General features: G+C 36.1%; 11 protein-coding genes and 1 riboswitch. Of the genes, 10 read left to right on the top strand and 1 reads right to left on the bottom strand.

The window, feature by feature from the left end; all coding sequences use genetic code 11:
• Position 1: 1 nt before the first annotated feature.
• Positions 2-637 carry a VanZ family protein gene (locus tag IGI79_RS11055; RefSeq protein WP_438845978.1) on the bottom strand — a complete coding sequence of 212 codons (636 nt, stop codon included), beginning with the start codon at positions 635-637 and terminating at the stop codon, positions 2-4.
• A 460-nt stretch (positions 638-1,097) separates the two neighbouring features.
• Between IGI79_RS11055 and IGI79_RS11050 the strand changes: the two genes are divergently transcribed.
• The 10 genes from IGI79_RS11050 (at position 1,098) to IGI79_RS11005 (ending at position 15,528) form a co-directional block, all read left to right on the top strand.
• Positions 1,098-2,660 carry a hypothetical protein gene (locus IGI79_RS11050; RefSeq protein WP_438845977.1) on the top strand — a complete coding sequence of 521 codons (1,563 nt, stop codon included), beginning with the start codon at positions 1,098-1,100 and terminating at the stop codon, positions 2,658-2,660.
• Positions 2,657-3,550 carry a hypothetical protein gene (locus tag IGI79_RS11045; RefSeq protein WP_438845976.1) on the top strand — a complete coding sequence of 298 codons (894 nt, stop codon included), beginning with the start codon at positions 2,657-2,659 and terminating at the stop codon, positions 3,548-3,550. Before IGI79_RS11050 ends, IGI79_RS11045 begins: the two co-directional genes overlap by 4 nt.
• Positions 3,551-3,991: 441 nt before the next feature.
• A riboswitch (cobalamin riboswitch) is annotated at positions 3,992-4,152 on the top strand.
• A 189-nt stretch (positions 4,153-4,341) separates the two neighbouring features.
• Positions 4,342-5,310 carry an ABC transporter substrate-binding protein gene (locus IGI79_RS11040; RefSeq protein ID WP_438845975.1) on the top strand — a complete coding sequence of 323 codons (969 nt, stop codon included), beginning with the start codon at positions 4,342-4,344 and terminating at the stop codon, positions 5,308-5,310.
• Positions 5,303-6,301 (top strand): FecCD family ABC transporter permease, encoded by a 999-nt coding sequence (locus IGI79_RS11035; protein WP_195273358.1) that lies wholly within the window; start codon positions 5,303-5,305, stop codon positions 6,299-6,301. The genes IGI79_RS11040 and IGI79_RS11035 overlap by 8 nt, the downstream gene beginning before the upstream one ends.
• A 13-nt stretch (positions 6,302-6,314) precedes the next feature.
• Positions 6,315-6,839, top strand: coding sequence for an ATP:cob(I)alamin adenosyltransferase (locus tag IGI79_RS11030; RefSeq protein ID WP_272018497.1), 525 nt, complete (start codon positions 6,315-6,317; stop codon positions 6,837-6,839).
• Between the two features lie 13 nt (positions 6,840-6,852).
• A complete protein-coding gene (locus IGI79_RS11025; protein ID WP_438845974.1) occupies positions 6,853-7,629 on the top strand; it encodes an ABC transporter ATP-binding protein in 777 nt (258 codons plus the stop codon).
• Between the two features lie 278 nt (positions 7,630-7,907).
• Entirely contained in the window at positions 7,908-8,900 is a 993-nt protein-coding gene (gene rhuM, locus IGI79_RS11020) for a RhuM family protein (protein ID WP_438845973.1), read from the top strand.
• A gap of 716 nt (positions 8,901-9,616) precedes the next feature.
• The gene (locus tag IGI79_RS11015; protein ID WP_438845972.1) at positions 9,617-11,212 is read left to right on the top strand and encodes a type I restriction-modification system subunit M; all 1,596 of its coding nucleotides are present in this window, start codon (positions 9,617-9,619) and stop codon (positions 11,210-11,212) included.
• On the top strand, positions 11,202-12,365 hold the full coding sequence (locus IGI79_RS11010; RefSeq protein WP_438845971.1) for a restriction endonuclease subunit S: 1,164 nt from the start codon (positions 11,202-11,204) through the stop codon (positions 12,363-12,365). The genes IGI79_RS11015 and IGI79_RS11010 overlap by 11 nt, the downstream gene beginning before the upstream one ends.
• A gap of 13 nt (positions 12,366-12,378) precedes the next feature.
• On the top strand, positions 12,379-15,528 hold the full coding sequence (locus tag IGI79_RS11005; protein WP_438845970.1) for a type I restriction endonuclease subunit R: 3,150 nt from the start codon (positions 12,379-12,381) through the stop codon (positions 15,526-15,528).
• The last annotated feature ends 227 nt before the right edge of the window (positions 15,529-15,755 follow it).

Raw genomic sequence — 15,755 nt, 5'->3', positions numbered from 1 at the left:
ATTAACTAAAAAATGTATTAACGAAAGCGATAAAAACGACCAATACAGGTATTGACCATGAAAAATCAGACGTTTTATCAAGGATTTTATTTGAGGAATGGTTGAACATTTTTAAAATTACTTGAATTAGGCAATAACCTAAAATCATCCCTAGTACATTTGAAGTTAAATCATCGATATCTGTTGCTCTAGCTACCGTAAACAGTTGACTCAGTTCAATCACTAAAGAAGTGCAAAAGCCAAATAAAAGAGAATAGCTGAATTTTCTATACGTGGGACTAATTAAAGGACATAAGAATCCGATTGGTATAAAACAAATAACATTGAGAATATACCCTGTATTTATTCCATCGATGAAAGGAACAAGATTGATATTCGGATTGAAAATATTTTCGCCGAACCCACTGATCCTATTCAACTCACGAAGCGAAGGAACACCGAATACGTTGAAGAATGTGATACTCATATAATAAAATAATAGAAGTGCTGATAGAATGTTTACCAATTTAAAGGACTCTTTATCCTTTCTAGAGACCCAGAATAAAAAACTTGCCACAATAAGCAGACCTATCAAGAATACAGGTTTTAATGTCAAAATATCTACGATAGATTCCCAGAACCCAATTTGTTGCGTCATATTTTCCGCCCTCTTTCCTTAAGTTAATGAGTAATTAGTAAAGTTAATCATCTCATAGAAGGATACGCTAGCCATCAGCCTGTAGACTTATTTTAGGAGTCAAATGAGTAATGATAAACTAGTAAATGATACAAGATGAAGCCAGTTGGTACTAAATAATAATTGTGACACGTAGAAAAGATTTATAAAAAATGAATAATAAGTAAAGTACAGTCCTAAATACTTATTGAATGCCAGTATATTAGGGCTGTTTTTGTGTGCGTATAAGACTGAAAGTGTTCGTATACGACGTAGATGATTCTTATCCAAACGATTTTAATTTAAATAGGAAAAAATTACGTATAGTAATAATGAATGAAGTAGATGGGGGTAAATAAATAGAAGTACAGAGAGAAAATACTATCAAGTATTACATTAATAATAGACAGCCATCACTTATCTAATTGAAAGGACAAAAATTATGGGATTAATCTATTCAGCCACCGAATCTTCTAACTTAATAAGTAATATGACCACTAATTTATCACTTGCTCGTACAACGATCGACCAATTACGAACAGGTAGCCAACAAATTGTTCAAGCAGTTGACGGAAAAACACTCTCCGGAGCAGCTTATCAAGCCGGTAAAGGACTGTTTTCTGAATTGATCATTCCTACAGTCAATCGGGTAAACAATGCGGTACAAGGAATTCAATCAGATCTGAATCTTTACTCCGCCGCGCATCAAATCGTTTCTAGTGAAGGATACTTGGACGAAGAGAATTTAAGCGGACAGATTCGGGCTAAATCATTTGCTAAACAATCGATTGAAAACCATGCGCAGACGATCAGACACATCGCTAATATAAGCATCTTACCAGGCATCACAGAAATGCTGACCGACTTCCATCGCAACCTGATGAGAATGTCAGACAGCTTACAAGAAGACATCTACAAGTTGCAACGCAAACAGCAAAAACTCAATGCCTTTAACTCTCAAAACAGTGGACTGTTCAACAACAGTCTACTGGAATTAAAACTCGCCATGCAAAGTGTCTTAGTTCTGAATCAAACTACCGTAAAGGCAGATGGAAGTTATATATTGCCGAAAGGGGTGGATGGAAGTTGGTTTGAGAAGTACAAACCAAACGGACAGACATTGCTGGAAGAATCTTCAACTAATGCCTTCTTAGAACTGTATGCGGAGATTGAAAAATTAGTTCAACCTCTAAAAGAAGGGAAAACCGATGCAATCAAACGACTTGAAATGTTGCTCAGAAATTATCCTGATGCATTAGTAAACAAGCTGGCATCCAACGATGAATTTTGGATGCTTACCAATTATCTACCTTCGGGTATGAAAACTAGATTATTTAGTTTTCTTACAAAATACGAAATGTTAGGTAAAACTGTTGCTCAAGGAAAATGGATTCCTAAAATCGATACGATAGGTAAGGCCTATCAAAATTTTACTAAGTTTACCTCGCCCGTAAAAACCTACGTCAGCGAAGGCTTGAAGAACTCCCACTTGATACAAGGAGCTAAAAAATGGGGTATCGCCAAAGGAATAGGAACGGCAGGCCAAGTAGCTACTTATGCACAATTAGGTGTGACATTTGTTTCAAGTGCAGTAAATGAGTATGGAAAAACAGGTAGTGTAGGAAAAGCAGTAAAGGGCGGAGGGATTGATATGGTTAAAAGTATAGGACCGTTGGAGGGGATGACTATAGGCGCTAAAATCGGTGGGGTTGTGGGGACTATTGTACCAGGAGCAGGTAATGCTACTGGCGCTTTTGTAGGCTGTGTTGTTGGAGGGCTTTTTGGTTTAGGAAATTCAATTGTACAGTCAATATGGCCCGACAGATATGATAAATGGAAGAATTCAGTTTACCAAAAAGAAGATAATAAAAAAAGTAACAATAAATTAGAGTTGGATAATTTAAAGTTAAGAAGTACAAACTGGAATGTTAGTGCTTCTGGAAAACCTTTTGGTAAAAAAATGAATTCTGTATATATACCTAGTTATAGAGGAGTAGCACAATGAATATCAAAAGATTTTTTTCAGCTACTTTTGAGGAAAGTTTACATTTAGAAGATGATCGTTTTGTTAAAGATTTGTATGCTGGTATTAAGATACAAGAGCAAGAGAAAAAAAACCTTCATCCTCTATTTCAATTAATTATTTATATACTTATGATTTTACTTATCTACGGATTTTACTACTTAATTAATTCTTGGATGGAAAATGAAGTGTTACATCAATTATTTAAGGAACCAAAAATTAATTTTGTTTCAATGCCTATTTTTTGGTTTGGTTTGTTGATATTTTCAATAATTAGTATTTTTATGATCACTAAGATGAATGATGGAACGAGATTTTACTTTATTTTTATTAATTTAAACATCTACATGATTTGGCTGATGCTAAGCATAAATTTGTTCTTCATTACATTCTTTATCGAACCACTTACGATTTCTGGAATACTTATTTTAATTTTGTTTCAGATTTTAAGTGGTTATATCATTTTTGAGAAAAAATTGTATGGTCTTGCTAAACAATTATTCGGTAACCACGAGTCAAAAAATCAATTTTCAAAATTTATTGAAAGAATAGTCACCTTTAGCTATAAACTCGGTGGAATCTTTTGGGCAATAATACTACTTTTAAATTTTATTTTTCCTAGTGGACTAAATGATTCCTCGGATATTACTACTATCTCAAGTACCGTAATAATGTGGATGATTGTAAATATCAGTTTTACTGCAGCAGAGGTGCATATTTCCTTTCCGTATTTATTGTATGGATACTATAAAAATAAGTTTCAAGAAGAGTATCGTGAGTGGGAAGGGAAAGGGCAGTTAGAATGGTACGGAGAGAAGTATTTCAACAAGCATATCAAAGGAACAGCCAAAGAAATAAAAGAGAAGAACTAGCCAAAAATCTTGTGTCTCAACGTCTATCAAAATGTAAATTTTGGATTGAATATTAAAATGAATCGCCTTAATCTGATAAATCTTTTCTTATTCTAATGAATAACATATGAAATTTTTGCATGATTTTTAACAAATTTTTGTCCTTTTACCTTACACTTACATGATAGGAATGCCTATCATGAGCTTTGTTTTATTAAAATAAAAAACGTTAGATAAATCAACGAATGTTATAGTGTCGTCAGTTTTTTATACTATGAATGAATGCCATTTAAAAAAACAGAGAATAATATATTTTTGTTGAAAGTAAGGCGTTTCGTTGCCTTTTTCGCTTGATTTTCGTATATCTTTTATGAAATCCATATGTTAAAGTATTGGCGGAGATACTTTTGTTGATAGAGCTGAAATTTCCAAAAAGATAAATAATAGAGTAAAAGTAAACTGAAAAATAAATAGCCGATTAGATGTCAGGGAAAGAGGTGAAAGTCCTCTACAGACCTACCTACTGTAAGGTGGATGAAACCAACATGACCACAGATTATTCTGGAAGGGTTGGGAGTAAAACGAAACCAAGTCAGGAGACCGGTTTAACGGCAATGATGTTCTTTTGTAGGAGAAAGACCAAAAGTTTTTTTGTGTGATCGATCAAACTGTCTTATCCTGTAAAAGGAAAGGCAGTTTTTTATTTCTTTTAAAAAGAATCTGATAAGTCAGGGTATGGAAATGTAAGGGCTATCCTAACAAAGTAATCACTAGGGAAAGTAAAAATGAGTTAAAGAAAGTGGGAATAGATGATGAAAAAATTATCGAAATTAGTTGCTGTGTTGGGATTGAGCGTAGTCTTTGGGTTGAGTGCTTGTTCAAATAATGACAACGGAACAAGTGAAACAGCAGAAACAACGACAGCTTCAGAATTTGCTCTACCAACAAAAGACCGCGGTGGTGAAGAAATCGAAATTCCTGAAGAAGTGGATAAGATGGTTTCTTTAGTTCCATCAGTCACACAAGTGATCGATGATCTAGGTCGTAAAGATCAATTAGTAGCAGTCGACACACAAAGCCCAGCAATGACGGAAGAGATTGATGAGTTGCCACAAATCGATATGATGGCTGTGGATGCAGAAACATTGATTTCATTGAACCCACAAGTCATTTATGTTTCAGATATCAGTATGCATGGCTCTGAAAACGTCTGGTCACAAGTAAAAGATGCAGGAATTACTGTCGTAAATATTCCAACAAGTAATACCATTGAAGATATTGCTTTAGATGTTCAATTTATCGCGGATACTTTACAAGAGCATGAAAAAGGACAAGAATTAGTCGATACAATGAACAAAGAGATCGATGAGATCAAAGAAATTGGGGAATCGATTACAGATAAGAAAAAAGTATTATTTGAAATTAGCGCATTACCTGAAATCTACAGCTTTGGTAAAGGCGTGTACTTGAATGAAATGATCGAACTAGTAGGTGCAGAAAATGTATTTGCAGATCAAGAAAGCTGGATTCCAGTAACAGAAGAAGCTGCGATTGCTAGCAAACCAGACGTGATTTTGACAAACGTGAATTACTTGGATGATGCAGTACAAGAAATCTTAGATCGTGCAAGCTGGAAAGACGTGCCAGCGGTGAAAAATGAAGCGGTATTCTATATCGATAACGCTGCGAGCTCTTTACCAAACCACCATATGACAAAAGCCTTGAAAGAAATGGCATTAGCAATCTACCCTGATGAATACAAATCGTTGGAAAATGAATAAACAAAGCCGGTTGCTGATAGCAGTTGTCTTAAGTATCATCGTAGTATTCTTTGGGATCAAAATCGGAAGTGTGTCCATTCCTTTTGATACCTTGATCCAAGCATTATTTTCAAGAGGAGACAAACAGCTAGATGCAACGATCGTCACCATTCTTTGGCAGGTTCGCCTGCCGAGAGTGGTTTTGGCGTTTCTTGTAGGTGCTGCGTTGGCTGTGAGTGGAACAGTCATGCAATCCCTTTTAGGTAATCCATTGGCTTCTGCCTATACGCTAGGTGTGTCATCAGGGGCATCACTTGGCGCTGCGTTGATCATTGTCTCAGGGATCACTTTACCGTTGTTCCCAAATTTTACATTACCTCTGACAGGCTTTATTTTTGGCTTGGCAACTGTTTTTATTGTCTTGATGATGAGTCAAAGATTGGATCAGCAATTATCGAACCAAACAGTTATTTTAGTGGGGATGGTCATGACCTTATTTGTGGGCGCGATGTTGACGATCGTCACGGCATTGTTCAAAGATCATTTACAACAATTAGTCTTCTGGCAAATGGGGAGCTTTTCAGGAAGCACTTGGGCAAAAATCCAAATCTTTTTACCCATTTTACTGATTGGAACAATCGCTCTCTGGTTCTCTGCGAGTAGCTTAGATGTGTTATCTTTAGGTGAAGAAGAAGCAATGATTTCTGGTGTAGATGTTCGAACGATCAAGCTATGGGTCATGGTTCTTGCGGCTTTGCTTGCAGGAAGTGCCGTTTCATTTGTCGGCGTGATCGGATTTGTTGACTTGATTGCCCCTCACGTCATCCGCCGCTATTTCGGTGCCAGCCATCGTTGGGTCATTCCAGGAGCAGCACTGTTAGGTGGCAGTATGATGGTCGTCGGCGATACGATTTCTCGAACGCTATTATCTCCCCAAGAAATCCCGATCGGCGCAGTCACCGCATTGATTGGTGCGCCATTTTTTGCCTATGTTTATTTCAAAAGAAAGTGAGTGTTTTACAACTATGAAAGATATTTATCGAAGCCCTTATGAGGCTTATCCATTTTTAGCAGACGATGCAGATGACTTACGTTGCGATTATGAATTACACACCGATCGCTTATCTTCAGAAATCGGATTGTTGCGCGCAAAATGTGCAAACTCTCCTTTTTACGAAGAGTTAGAGAAAATCGGTGAATTGGTATACCATGCCAATGCGTGCGTGCGTACAAAAATGACGATCACGCAAGAAGAAATCGACTGGTTAAAGAGTCGTGTCGATGAATTGAATGCAGAAAGAACAAACCAAAGCGGACCATTTTTCTTACCTCAAGGAAGTGAACGAGGGGCATTAGCTCATATTTTACGTGTCGATTGTAAAGTAATCGTTCGTTTGCTGTATCGCCATCTTTATCAAGGCAAAAAAGTCGATTCAGGTTTGCTAGACTTTTTCAATTTGTTGTCTGGTTACTTCTTCATGATTGCGATGAAATTCAACCGAGAAGACGACGTAACAGAAATTCCTTTTGTCAGCAGAAATTACCGCTAAAGGAGGAAAAGTGATGACCTTGAAGCTATCGCAAGTCACAGCTGGCTATGGCTCAGTAAAAATCATCAAAGAAGTCTCCTTCGAGCTGAACAAAGGCGAGAACCTATGTATCCTGGGACCTAACGGCTGTGGCAAGACGACCGTATTGAAATCAATTGCGGGCATCCTTTCCTACGAAGGATCGATCACGATCGATGGAAAAGAAGTCCGTACAATGAAACGCAAAGAAGCCGCACGCAAAGTCGCCTTACTCAGCCAGTTTTCAACCATTGCCTTTGACTACACCGTCTATGAAACCGTCATGATGGGCCGATATACGCACATCAAACAAGGACTATGGTCAGTCACGACAGCAGAAGACAGAGAAAAAGTCATGGAGTGCCTAGCACTGACTAATTTATTAGAGCTGAAAGACCATCCCGTCAACCAACTTTCCGGTGGCCAAAAGCAACGCGTCTTCCTAGCCAAAGTATTAGCCCAAGACCCAGATATCCTATTATTAGATGAACCCAATAATCATCTAGATATCAAACACCAACTCGAACTCATCGGCTATTTAAAAGACTGGGGCAAGAACCAAGACAAAACAATTATTGGTGTCTTCCACGACATCCGCTTAGCCCTGTCATTAAGCGATCAAGTCCTATTCATGAAAGCAGGCCAAGTGATCAAACAAGGCTCATTTCTGGAAACAGCTTCAAGGAAACTACTTAAAGATATCTTTGATGTGGATCTAGTGAAGCATTTTCAGGAGCAGAGTGAGATTTGGGAGAAGTTGGGGGAAGGGTAAAGAAAAAGTACAAAAGTTGATATGTAAAAAACTAAGACTTTGAGCGAAGTCTTAGTTTTTTTTATACATAATCGTTTTATCGCATTATTTAGCGTATATATAAGTGACACGATTTTTTGCTATAATACAAATAAATCAGTTGAAGATTATATTTTTTTGGAGTTGCCAAGTAAGAAAAATGTTCGTTCGAGTTACATATGACCTGAATCAAGTATCGTGACAAATTTAGCAACTATTTTTATAAAGTACAGGTGAATCAAGAAAGGAGAATAATCAAGTTGAATGAAATCCAATTTTTGATGTATGAAGACAGTGAGAAAGTGGAAGTAGTGGTGCAAGATGAAACCATTTGGGCAACTCAAAAAACGATTTCGAAGCTTTTTGATGTTGGTATCCCAGCAATTAGTAAACATCTGAAAAATATATTTGATTCTGGTGAATTGATAGAGGATCGAACTATTTCCAAAATGGAAATAGTTCAAAATGAGGGTGGACGGTCAGTAAAAAGGGCGACCACATTTTATAATCTTGATGTCATTATTTCTATTGGCTATCGAGTCAACTCGCAAAAAGCAACGAAATTTCGTATTTGGGCAACGGACGTCTTAAAAGACTATATTCGAAAAGGATTTAAAATTGATGTCGAACGAATGAAACAAGGTGAACATGCATTTAGTAAAGACTACTTCCGAGAGCTACTCGAAACAGTTCGTTCAATTCGTGCAAGTGAGCGCCGTATCTGGCAACAAATCACTGATGTTTTTGCAGAAATTTCTTATGATTATGATAAAAATGCAGAGGTAACAAAGCAATTTTATGCAACTGTACAAAACAAATTCCACTATGCGATTACAGGAAGAACAGCCGCAGAAATCGTTTATGATAAAGCAGATAAAACGAAAGAAAATATGAGGCTTACCACTTGGAAACATTCACCAGATGGACGGATATTACAATCGGATGTCGCAATCGCAAAAAACTATTTGACTGAAAAACAAATTCGTAGTTTGGAGCGAAATGTTTCTTCTTACTTTGATTACGTAGAACGTCTCTTAGAAGATGAGATATTACTTAGCATGGAAGATTTTGCCAAAAGTATTGATGAATTTTTAACCGTCAATCGTTATCAGATCCTTGAAGGGAATGGACAAATCAATAGTAGTACAGCCAAGAAAAAAGCAATTGATGAGTATAAGGAGTTCAATAAGCATCAAAAAATCGTTTCTGATTTTGACAAAGAAATGATGAAAATTAGGGGAGAAATGGAATAGTTGAAAATATGGAAATTTGAAGAAATAAATACTTTAATAACTGTCAACTAGAAGTAATAGTTATATTATAGTAATCAATGTGGTTGGTGTTTTTTAATGATTGAATTTGTAAAGATAAATAGTATGGCGTAAACCAGATCTACCTCTATATAGGTTTTTCTGGTTTTTTATTTATGGACAGAAGGATTCTTCTGCCTTTTTTTGTGTGTATTGACATAATTAAAAAAGTTTAGTGAAAGTTAGAAACTAATTTACAAGTTTAAAAAAGTAATGTTCTAAATACTTGAACATCCTATTTAAGGAAAAGATAGAAAGTAGCGGAGAGGTACTTGTGATAGTAAGAAAGCCCCATGAGGTTGAGAAAAAATGGGAATGGCTCTTAATGTTAGAAAAACAACCTATCTGAATTTTTTATGTTATTTCCTAAAAAAGTAAATCTTAGAGGGAAGTTTCAAAGTAATAAATAAAACGATAGTTATCTAAAGTGATAGACGGGGAATTGTATTAGTTGTTTTAAAATGTGAACTGGCAGAATAAAAAAAGATTCTAGAACTCATAAATCATTTATTTTTAGTACATAGTGACATCAAAATTGCTGTGTTGGATTTATAAATAGATAGTGCAAATTATAAGATATATTTATAATCTTTCTTCTATTTTTAGTACTTTTAATGATACAATTGGAAGGAATAAATGTATATAGGAGAGTGTAATTAATGGGAGCAGAATTAAATCAACGCCTGTTTAGCGCAGCGGATAATCTTCGCAGTAAAATGGACGCTTCAGAATATAAAAACTATCTTTTAGGCTTGATTTTTTATAAGTACCTTTCTGATAAATTATTACAACAAGTAGTGTTGTTAGCAGACGAATCTTTAGAAGAATACGAAACAGTAGAGCAACAAACAAAACTATATCGTGAGTTGCTGTCAGATGAAGACTCGAAAGACGATTTGATTGCGACGATTATCGATATGTTAGGTTATGATATTGCACCAAACTATTTATTTAATGTTTTAGCAGAGCAGGCAAAACGAAATGTTTTTCAATTGAATGATTTGAATAAAGCATTTACTGACTTGTCTTCAAAATTTGCGCAATTCAATGGGTTATTTGATGATGTGGATTTACAGTCTAAGAAATTAGGTTCAGATGACCAACAACGTAATGTGACGATTACTGAAGTCATCAAAAAATTGAATGATGTGGATGTTTTAGGTCATGAAGGTGATGTCATTGGGGATGCATATGAATTCTTGATCAGTCAATTTGCTTCTGAGGCAGGAAAAAAAGCTGGCGAGTTTTACACGCCAAAAATGGTTTCTGATATGATGGCGCAAATTGTCACTACTGATCAAAAAGAACGGCAATTATTCAGTGTTTTTGATCCAACAATGGGGTCAGGTTCTTTAATGTTAAATGTACGTAAATATTTGAAATATCCAGATAATGTCAAATATCATGGGCAAGAAATGAATACAACGACTTATAATTTAGCAAAAATGAACTTGATTCTGCACGGGGTTGATGGAGAGGACATGAACCTGCGAAATGGAGATACGTTAAATAAAGACTGGCCGACAGATGAACCTTATACGTTTGATGCAGTCGTGATGAATCCTCCTTATTCAGCAAAATGGTCAGCAGATGCGACGTTTTTAGATGATTCCCGATTTAATCGTTATGGGAAATTAGCACCAAAATCAAAAGCAGATTTTGCATTTTTATTGCATGGCTTTTACCATTTGAAAGAAACAGGAACCATGGCCATCGTCTTACCACATGGAGTTTTATTCCGAGGAGCCGCAGAAGGGACTATTCGACAAAAATTATTGGAAGACGGCAGTATCTATGCCGTAATCGGTATGCCTGCGAACTTATTCTTTGGGACATCGATTCCAACGACGGTGATTGTATTGAAGAAGAATCGTCAAACTCGAGATGTATTATTCATTGACGCTAGTCGAGAATTTGTCAAAGGAAAAAATCAGAATAAATTATCGGAAGAAAACATTCAAAAAATCCTCGAAACCTACGCTGGAAGAAAAGATGTCGAGAAATACGCTCATTTGGCAACCTTTGATGAAATCAAAGAAAATGACTATAACTTAAATATCCCACGCTATGTAGATACTTTCGAAGAAGAAGAACCAATTGATATGGTTCATGTCGGAAATGACATCAAGAAGATACGACAAGAACAGCAAGTGCTAGAAAAAGAACTTTTAGAAGCTATCTCTTCCCTGCAAACAACACCTGAAAATGAAGCGTGGTTGCAAGGTGCGCTGGAGGTGTTCAAACATGAGCAATGATGCACGACCAGAAATCCGTTTTCCAGGATTTACGGATGATTGGGAACAGCGGAAGTTGGGGGATGAAACAAAAATTCTAGCTGGAGGAGACGTTGATAAAACTAAGCTGAAAGAAAATGGAAAATATCCAGTACTTGCCAATGCGCTTACGAATGATGGGATTGTTGGTTACTATGACGATGATTTTCGTATTAAAGCACCCGCAGTTACGGTAACTGGTCGGGGCGATGTTGGCTATGCCCAAGCTAGAAGGGTTAATTTTACGCCAGTTGTACGATTGCTTTCAGTAAAGTCAAAACATGATGTTGATTTTTTAGAGAATTCTATCAACAACCATAAGGTCCTTGTAGAATCAACAGGTATACCTCAATTGACAGCTCCGCAACTTGGAAACTATAAAATTTTCTTTCCAACAATTGAAGAAGAAACAAAAATCGGCTCATTGTTTAAAAAATTAGACACTGCTATCAACATTCATCAGCGCGAATTAGACCTACTAAAGCAAACGAAAAAAGGCTTTTTACAAAAAATGTTCCCTAAAAACGGAGCAAAAGTGCCAGAAATACGCTTTCCTGTGTTTAAGGAGGAATGGGAGGAATGTGAAGTCTTAAATCTATCGTCTGATATTTATGGTGGAGGTACTCCAAAAACAAATAGTTCTGAATATTGGAATGGAGAGATACCATGGATACAGAGTAGTGACTTATCTATGGATCGATTATTTAATGTAGCGCCAAAAAAATATATTACAGAAAACGCTGTTGAAAATTCTGCAACTAAAATTGTACCAGCTAATTCAATTGCTATAGTTACACGTGTTGGAGTTGGTAAATTAGCTTTTATGCCATATGAATTTACTACCAGTCAAGATTTTTTATCTTTAGCAAATTTAAAAATAGACTCCTATTTTGGAGTTTACTCATTTTATCAAATGCTCCAAAATGAATTAAATAAGACGCAAGGAACTTCTATAAAAGGAATTACAAAATCTGATTTACTGGGAAAAAGAGTGACTATTCCTATAGATTTTGAAGAACAACAAAAAATCGGCGCATTCTTCAAACAACTCGACGACACCATCACCCTTCACCAACGCGAATTAGATGTACTAAAAGAAACGAAAAAAGGATTCTTACAAAAGATGTTTGTCTAAGGAGGGAAGAAATATGAAAATTAGCCATCGAGAGGAAGCGGAAGTAGAAGAACAGTTGATCCGTGTCCTCGGGGAAGGGCATAATCAGTGGACGTATCGTCCTGAATTTAAATCAGAAGCGGATCTTTGGGGAAATCTTCGAGAAAAAATTATTTTTAATAATCGTTCAGAACTAGATGATGTTCCCTTGACTGATAAGGAATTTGAGACAATCAAAACGGAATTATTATTACGAACGCAAACACCTTTTGATGCTGCAAAATGGCTGAAGGGTGAGAATGGCATGGCGCGGATTACGATTGACCGAGAAGATCCGCATTTAGGTTCTGTTTCATTGATTCTCTATTCAAATCAAGATATTGGTGGAGGTATCTCTACTTATGAAGTGGTGCATCAGATTGCGAAACAAGGAAGTAGTGCCGATGCACGAGATCGGCGATTTGATGTCACATTACTGATCAATGGCTTACCGATTGTCCAAATCGAGTTGAAACAAGTAACTGCAAAAGATGGGTTTTATCAAGCGTTTAACCAAATCAAAAAGTATGCAGAAGAAGGAATGTTCAGAAACAATATCTTTTCGACTTTACAGTTGTTTGTTGTTTCAAACGAGCAAACAACTCGCTACTTTGCGAATGCATTACCAAAAGACTTGCATCGCAAGTTTTTATTTAGCTGGCGAACAAAAGATAATAAAAAAGTAGAGAATTTATATGAGTTTTGTAAGCAAGTACTAAATATTCCAGATGCTCATCGTTTGATTGCGGATTATACGATTGTCAGTGAAGATCAAGACAACAAAACACTGATGGTCCTCCATCCTTATCAAATCCATGCTATCCAGGCTTTGTTTGTTGCGGCGAACAAACATCAATCGGGTTATGTTTGGCACGCCACTGGTTCAGGAAAGACGTTAACTAGTTTTGTGTCTACTAAGCTACTGGCGCGAAAATCGGGCATTGATCGGACGATTATGTTAGTAGACCGAAAAGATTTAGATAATCAAACGACGACAGAGTTTACGAAATTTGCTTCGGAGTTTAATACGGGAATTTCTTCAGGTAATGCCAAAGCGAATAGTTTGATTGTCGGAACAGGAAGTGCAAAAGAATTAAGTGCAACTCTTTTAGCCGATGCTAATGCCAATGTCGTGATTATTACAACACGTCAAAAATTAGATGCCGCATTGAAATATGCGAAAAAACAGGAAGAAAAAAAAGGAACCAATCGCTTCCAAAAATTAATGGGCCAACACATTGTTTTTGTGGTAGATGAGTGTCATCGCGCATTAAGCGCTGAAAATATGGAAGAAATCAAAAAAATGTTCCCAAATTCCACTTGGTTTGGATTTACAGGTACACCGATTTTCCCTGAGAATCGTAAACAAGCAAAAGGCCAATTGGCACGTACAACCCATGACCAGTATGGAGAAGTGTTACACACCTATACCATCAAGAATGCCTTAGAAGATGGTTCGGTATTAGGATTTCAAGTAGAACATGAAAGTACCGTTGAAACGACATCGCTGGATAATAAAATTTATCATAATCTGAAACAAGTAGAAAAATATGCGGATTACTCAGCTGAAGAACTAAATCACATCATTGATCAAATGGACCCTGTGAAAAAAGAAAGCTATTTAGGGCCAGCTACTTTTGAAAACAATGAACATATTCAAAAAGTTATCCATAAGATATTCCGTCCAGATAATGCATATACTAAATTTGATTTTCGAAATGGTCGGCCGACGAAATCTGCAATTTTAACGACAAGCTCCATTGAGATGGCTAAAAAATATTATCGAGCAATTAAAGAAATGACTAAAGAACCTGACTGGTTAACAAAAGAATTTCCAAAACATCCAATCCGTGAAGGTCGAACAATGGAAGATACTGATTTCCCACGAATCGCTATTACCTACTCCTTAGAAGAGAACAATCAAGATTCTAGTATCCAACAAAAAGCAATGCAAGAAATCATCGAAGAATATAATCAGTATTACAATACTGCGTGGTCATTAGCAGATATTGAACGTTACAATGGAGATATCAATAACCGTTTAGCAAGAAAAAGAGCGGAATTCAAACAATTTGGGAAACAAATCGATTTAGTGATTGTAGTGGATCGTCTATTAACAGGTTTTGATGCCCCTACAATCCAAACCCTATTTGTAGATCGTAATCTGGAGTATGCTGGATTGATCCAAGCTTTTTCAAGAACGAACCGTACGTATCCCGAAAAAACCAAAGGATTGATTGTTACTTTCCGCAAGCCGGCGACAATGGAAAAGAATGTCGCTGATGCAACAAAACTATATTCAGAATCAAAAGAAGAATCTGGCTTGATTTACCCAAGTTATCAAGAATCAAAAAAAAGATTTAAACAAGCCTATAGTAAGATAAAAGATTTTTCTTCGATTGAATCGATGGATGAACATACCCCATTGGAAACTCGCGTGGAATATGTCAAAGTATTCCAAGAGTTGACTCGAGCATACGAAGCCCTTGTCACATACGACGATTATAATGATGACATGGAAAAATCGAATACCTTAAATGAGCAAATCAATATACTAGAAGAACAAGTTGGTGTGTACGAGACAATCAAGGGTTCTTTAGTTGAAGAAACTCCTTCTGGTGATAATAAAGATTTTTCGAAGATCGAATTTTACGGAGAAAATTCTGTGAAACTCTATGATATTGATTCTAAGTATATTGATCAATTATTAGGAACTTATTCAGCGAATAGTTCAGATGTACGTGATGAAATAGAAAAAGCGTTGAAAAAGCTGAATAAAACGGAGTGTGTAAAAGAAGTTTATCGACGAATATTGAATGCCTTCGATGAGGGGGAAATCGATAGCAACGAAGACATCTTTGTGATTAAACGGCAATTTTTCACCCAAGCGATAGATCAAATCATTTATCAATTTTCTAATGAATGGTTTGTATCAGTGCAGGAATTACATTCCTCAAATATGCAGTACCTCATAGGAGAGGACCCAATTCCGAATATGAAAGCAATCATCAACAGTAAAAATTTTGATAAGTATAAAGAACAACATCCAAACGCAAAACCTTTCAAGTATCCGCAGGAAATGAAACGCGCATGGCGTGAGGTGTTGGATGAACAGTTGATTCCGTTAGAGAATGAATTGAGGTAGAAGATTTAGTTTAGTTAATATTGGTTGTAATAAGCAATTAAATTAATTTCGTGATTTTAAAAATGAATTTCATTATTTAAAATATAACTATAATACATTTATATAGTTTATCGATTGACATGATTGTTATTTATATGTATCGCTATCTAGTATATTTTTGTCAATATATGAGAGGTTGTTTATCATATTGTTATGGTTTTTATATTTCAATATTATAACAAGTTTGT

The sequence above is a fragment of the Enterococcus sp. AZ084 genome, assembly GCF_051714905.1.
Taxonomy (GTDB): Bacteria; Bacillota; Bacilli; order Lactobacillales; family Enterococcaceae; genus Enterococcus_B; species Enterococcus_B pernyi.
The sequence above is the reverse complement of the archived record's forward strand: the minus strand, read 5'-3'. Positions and strand labels throughout refer to the sequence as shown.

Excerpts from the sequence above, each read along its gene's own strand:
- IGI79_RS11010 (WP_438845971.1), top strand. The coding sequence starts at position 11,202 with ATGAGCAATGATGCACGACCAGAAATCCGTTTTCCAGGATTTACGGAT.
- IGI79_RS11040 (WP_438845975.1), top strand. The coding sequence starts at position 4,342 with ATGAAAAAATTATCGAAATTAGTTGCTGTGTTGGGATTGAGCGTAGTC.
- IGI79_RS11050 (WP_438845977.1), top strand. The coding sequence starts at position 1,098 with ATGGGATTAATCTATTCAGCCACCGAATCTTCTAACTTAATAAGTAAT.
- IGI79_RS11015 (WP_438845972.1), top strand. The coding sequence starts at position 9,617 with ATGGGAGCAGAATTAAATCAACGCCTGTTTAGCGCAGCGGATAATCTT.
- IGI79_RS11035 (WP_195273358.1), top strand. The coding sequence starts at position 5,303 with ATGAATAAACAAAGCCGGTTGCTGATAGCAGTTGTCTTAAGTATCATC.
- IGI79_RS11025 (WP_438845974.1), top strand. The coding sequence starts at position 6,853 with ATGACCTTGAAGCTATCGCAAGTCACAGCTGGCTATGGCTCAGTAAAA.
- IGI79_RS11005 (WP_438845970.1), top strand. The coding sequence starts at position 12,379 with ATGAAAATTAGCCATCGAGAGGAAGCGGAAGTAGAAGAACAGTTGATC.
- IGI79_RS11045 (WP_438845976.1), top strand. The coding sequence starts at position 2,657 with ATGAATATCAAAAGATTTTTTTCAGCTACTTTTGAGGAAAGTTTACAT.
- IGI79_RS11030 (WP_272018497.1), top strand. The coding sequence starts at position 6,315 with ATGAAAGATATTTATCGAAGCCCTTATGAGGCTTATCCATTTTTAGCA.
- IGI79_RS11055 (WP_438845978.1), bottom strand. The coding sequence starts at position 637 with ATGACGCAACAAATTGGGTTCTGGGAATCTATCGTAGATATTTTGACA.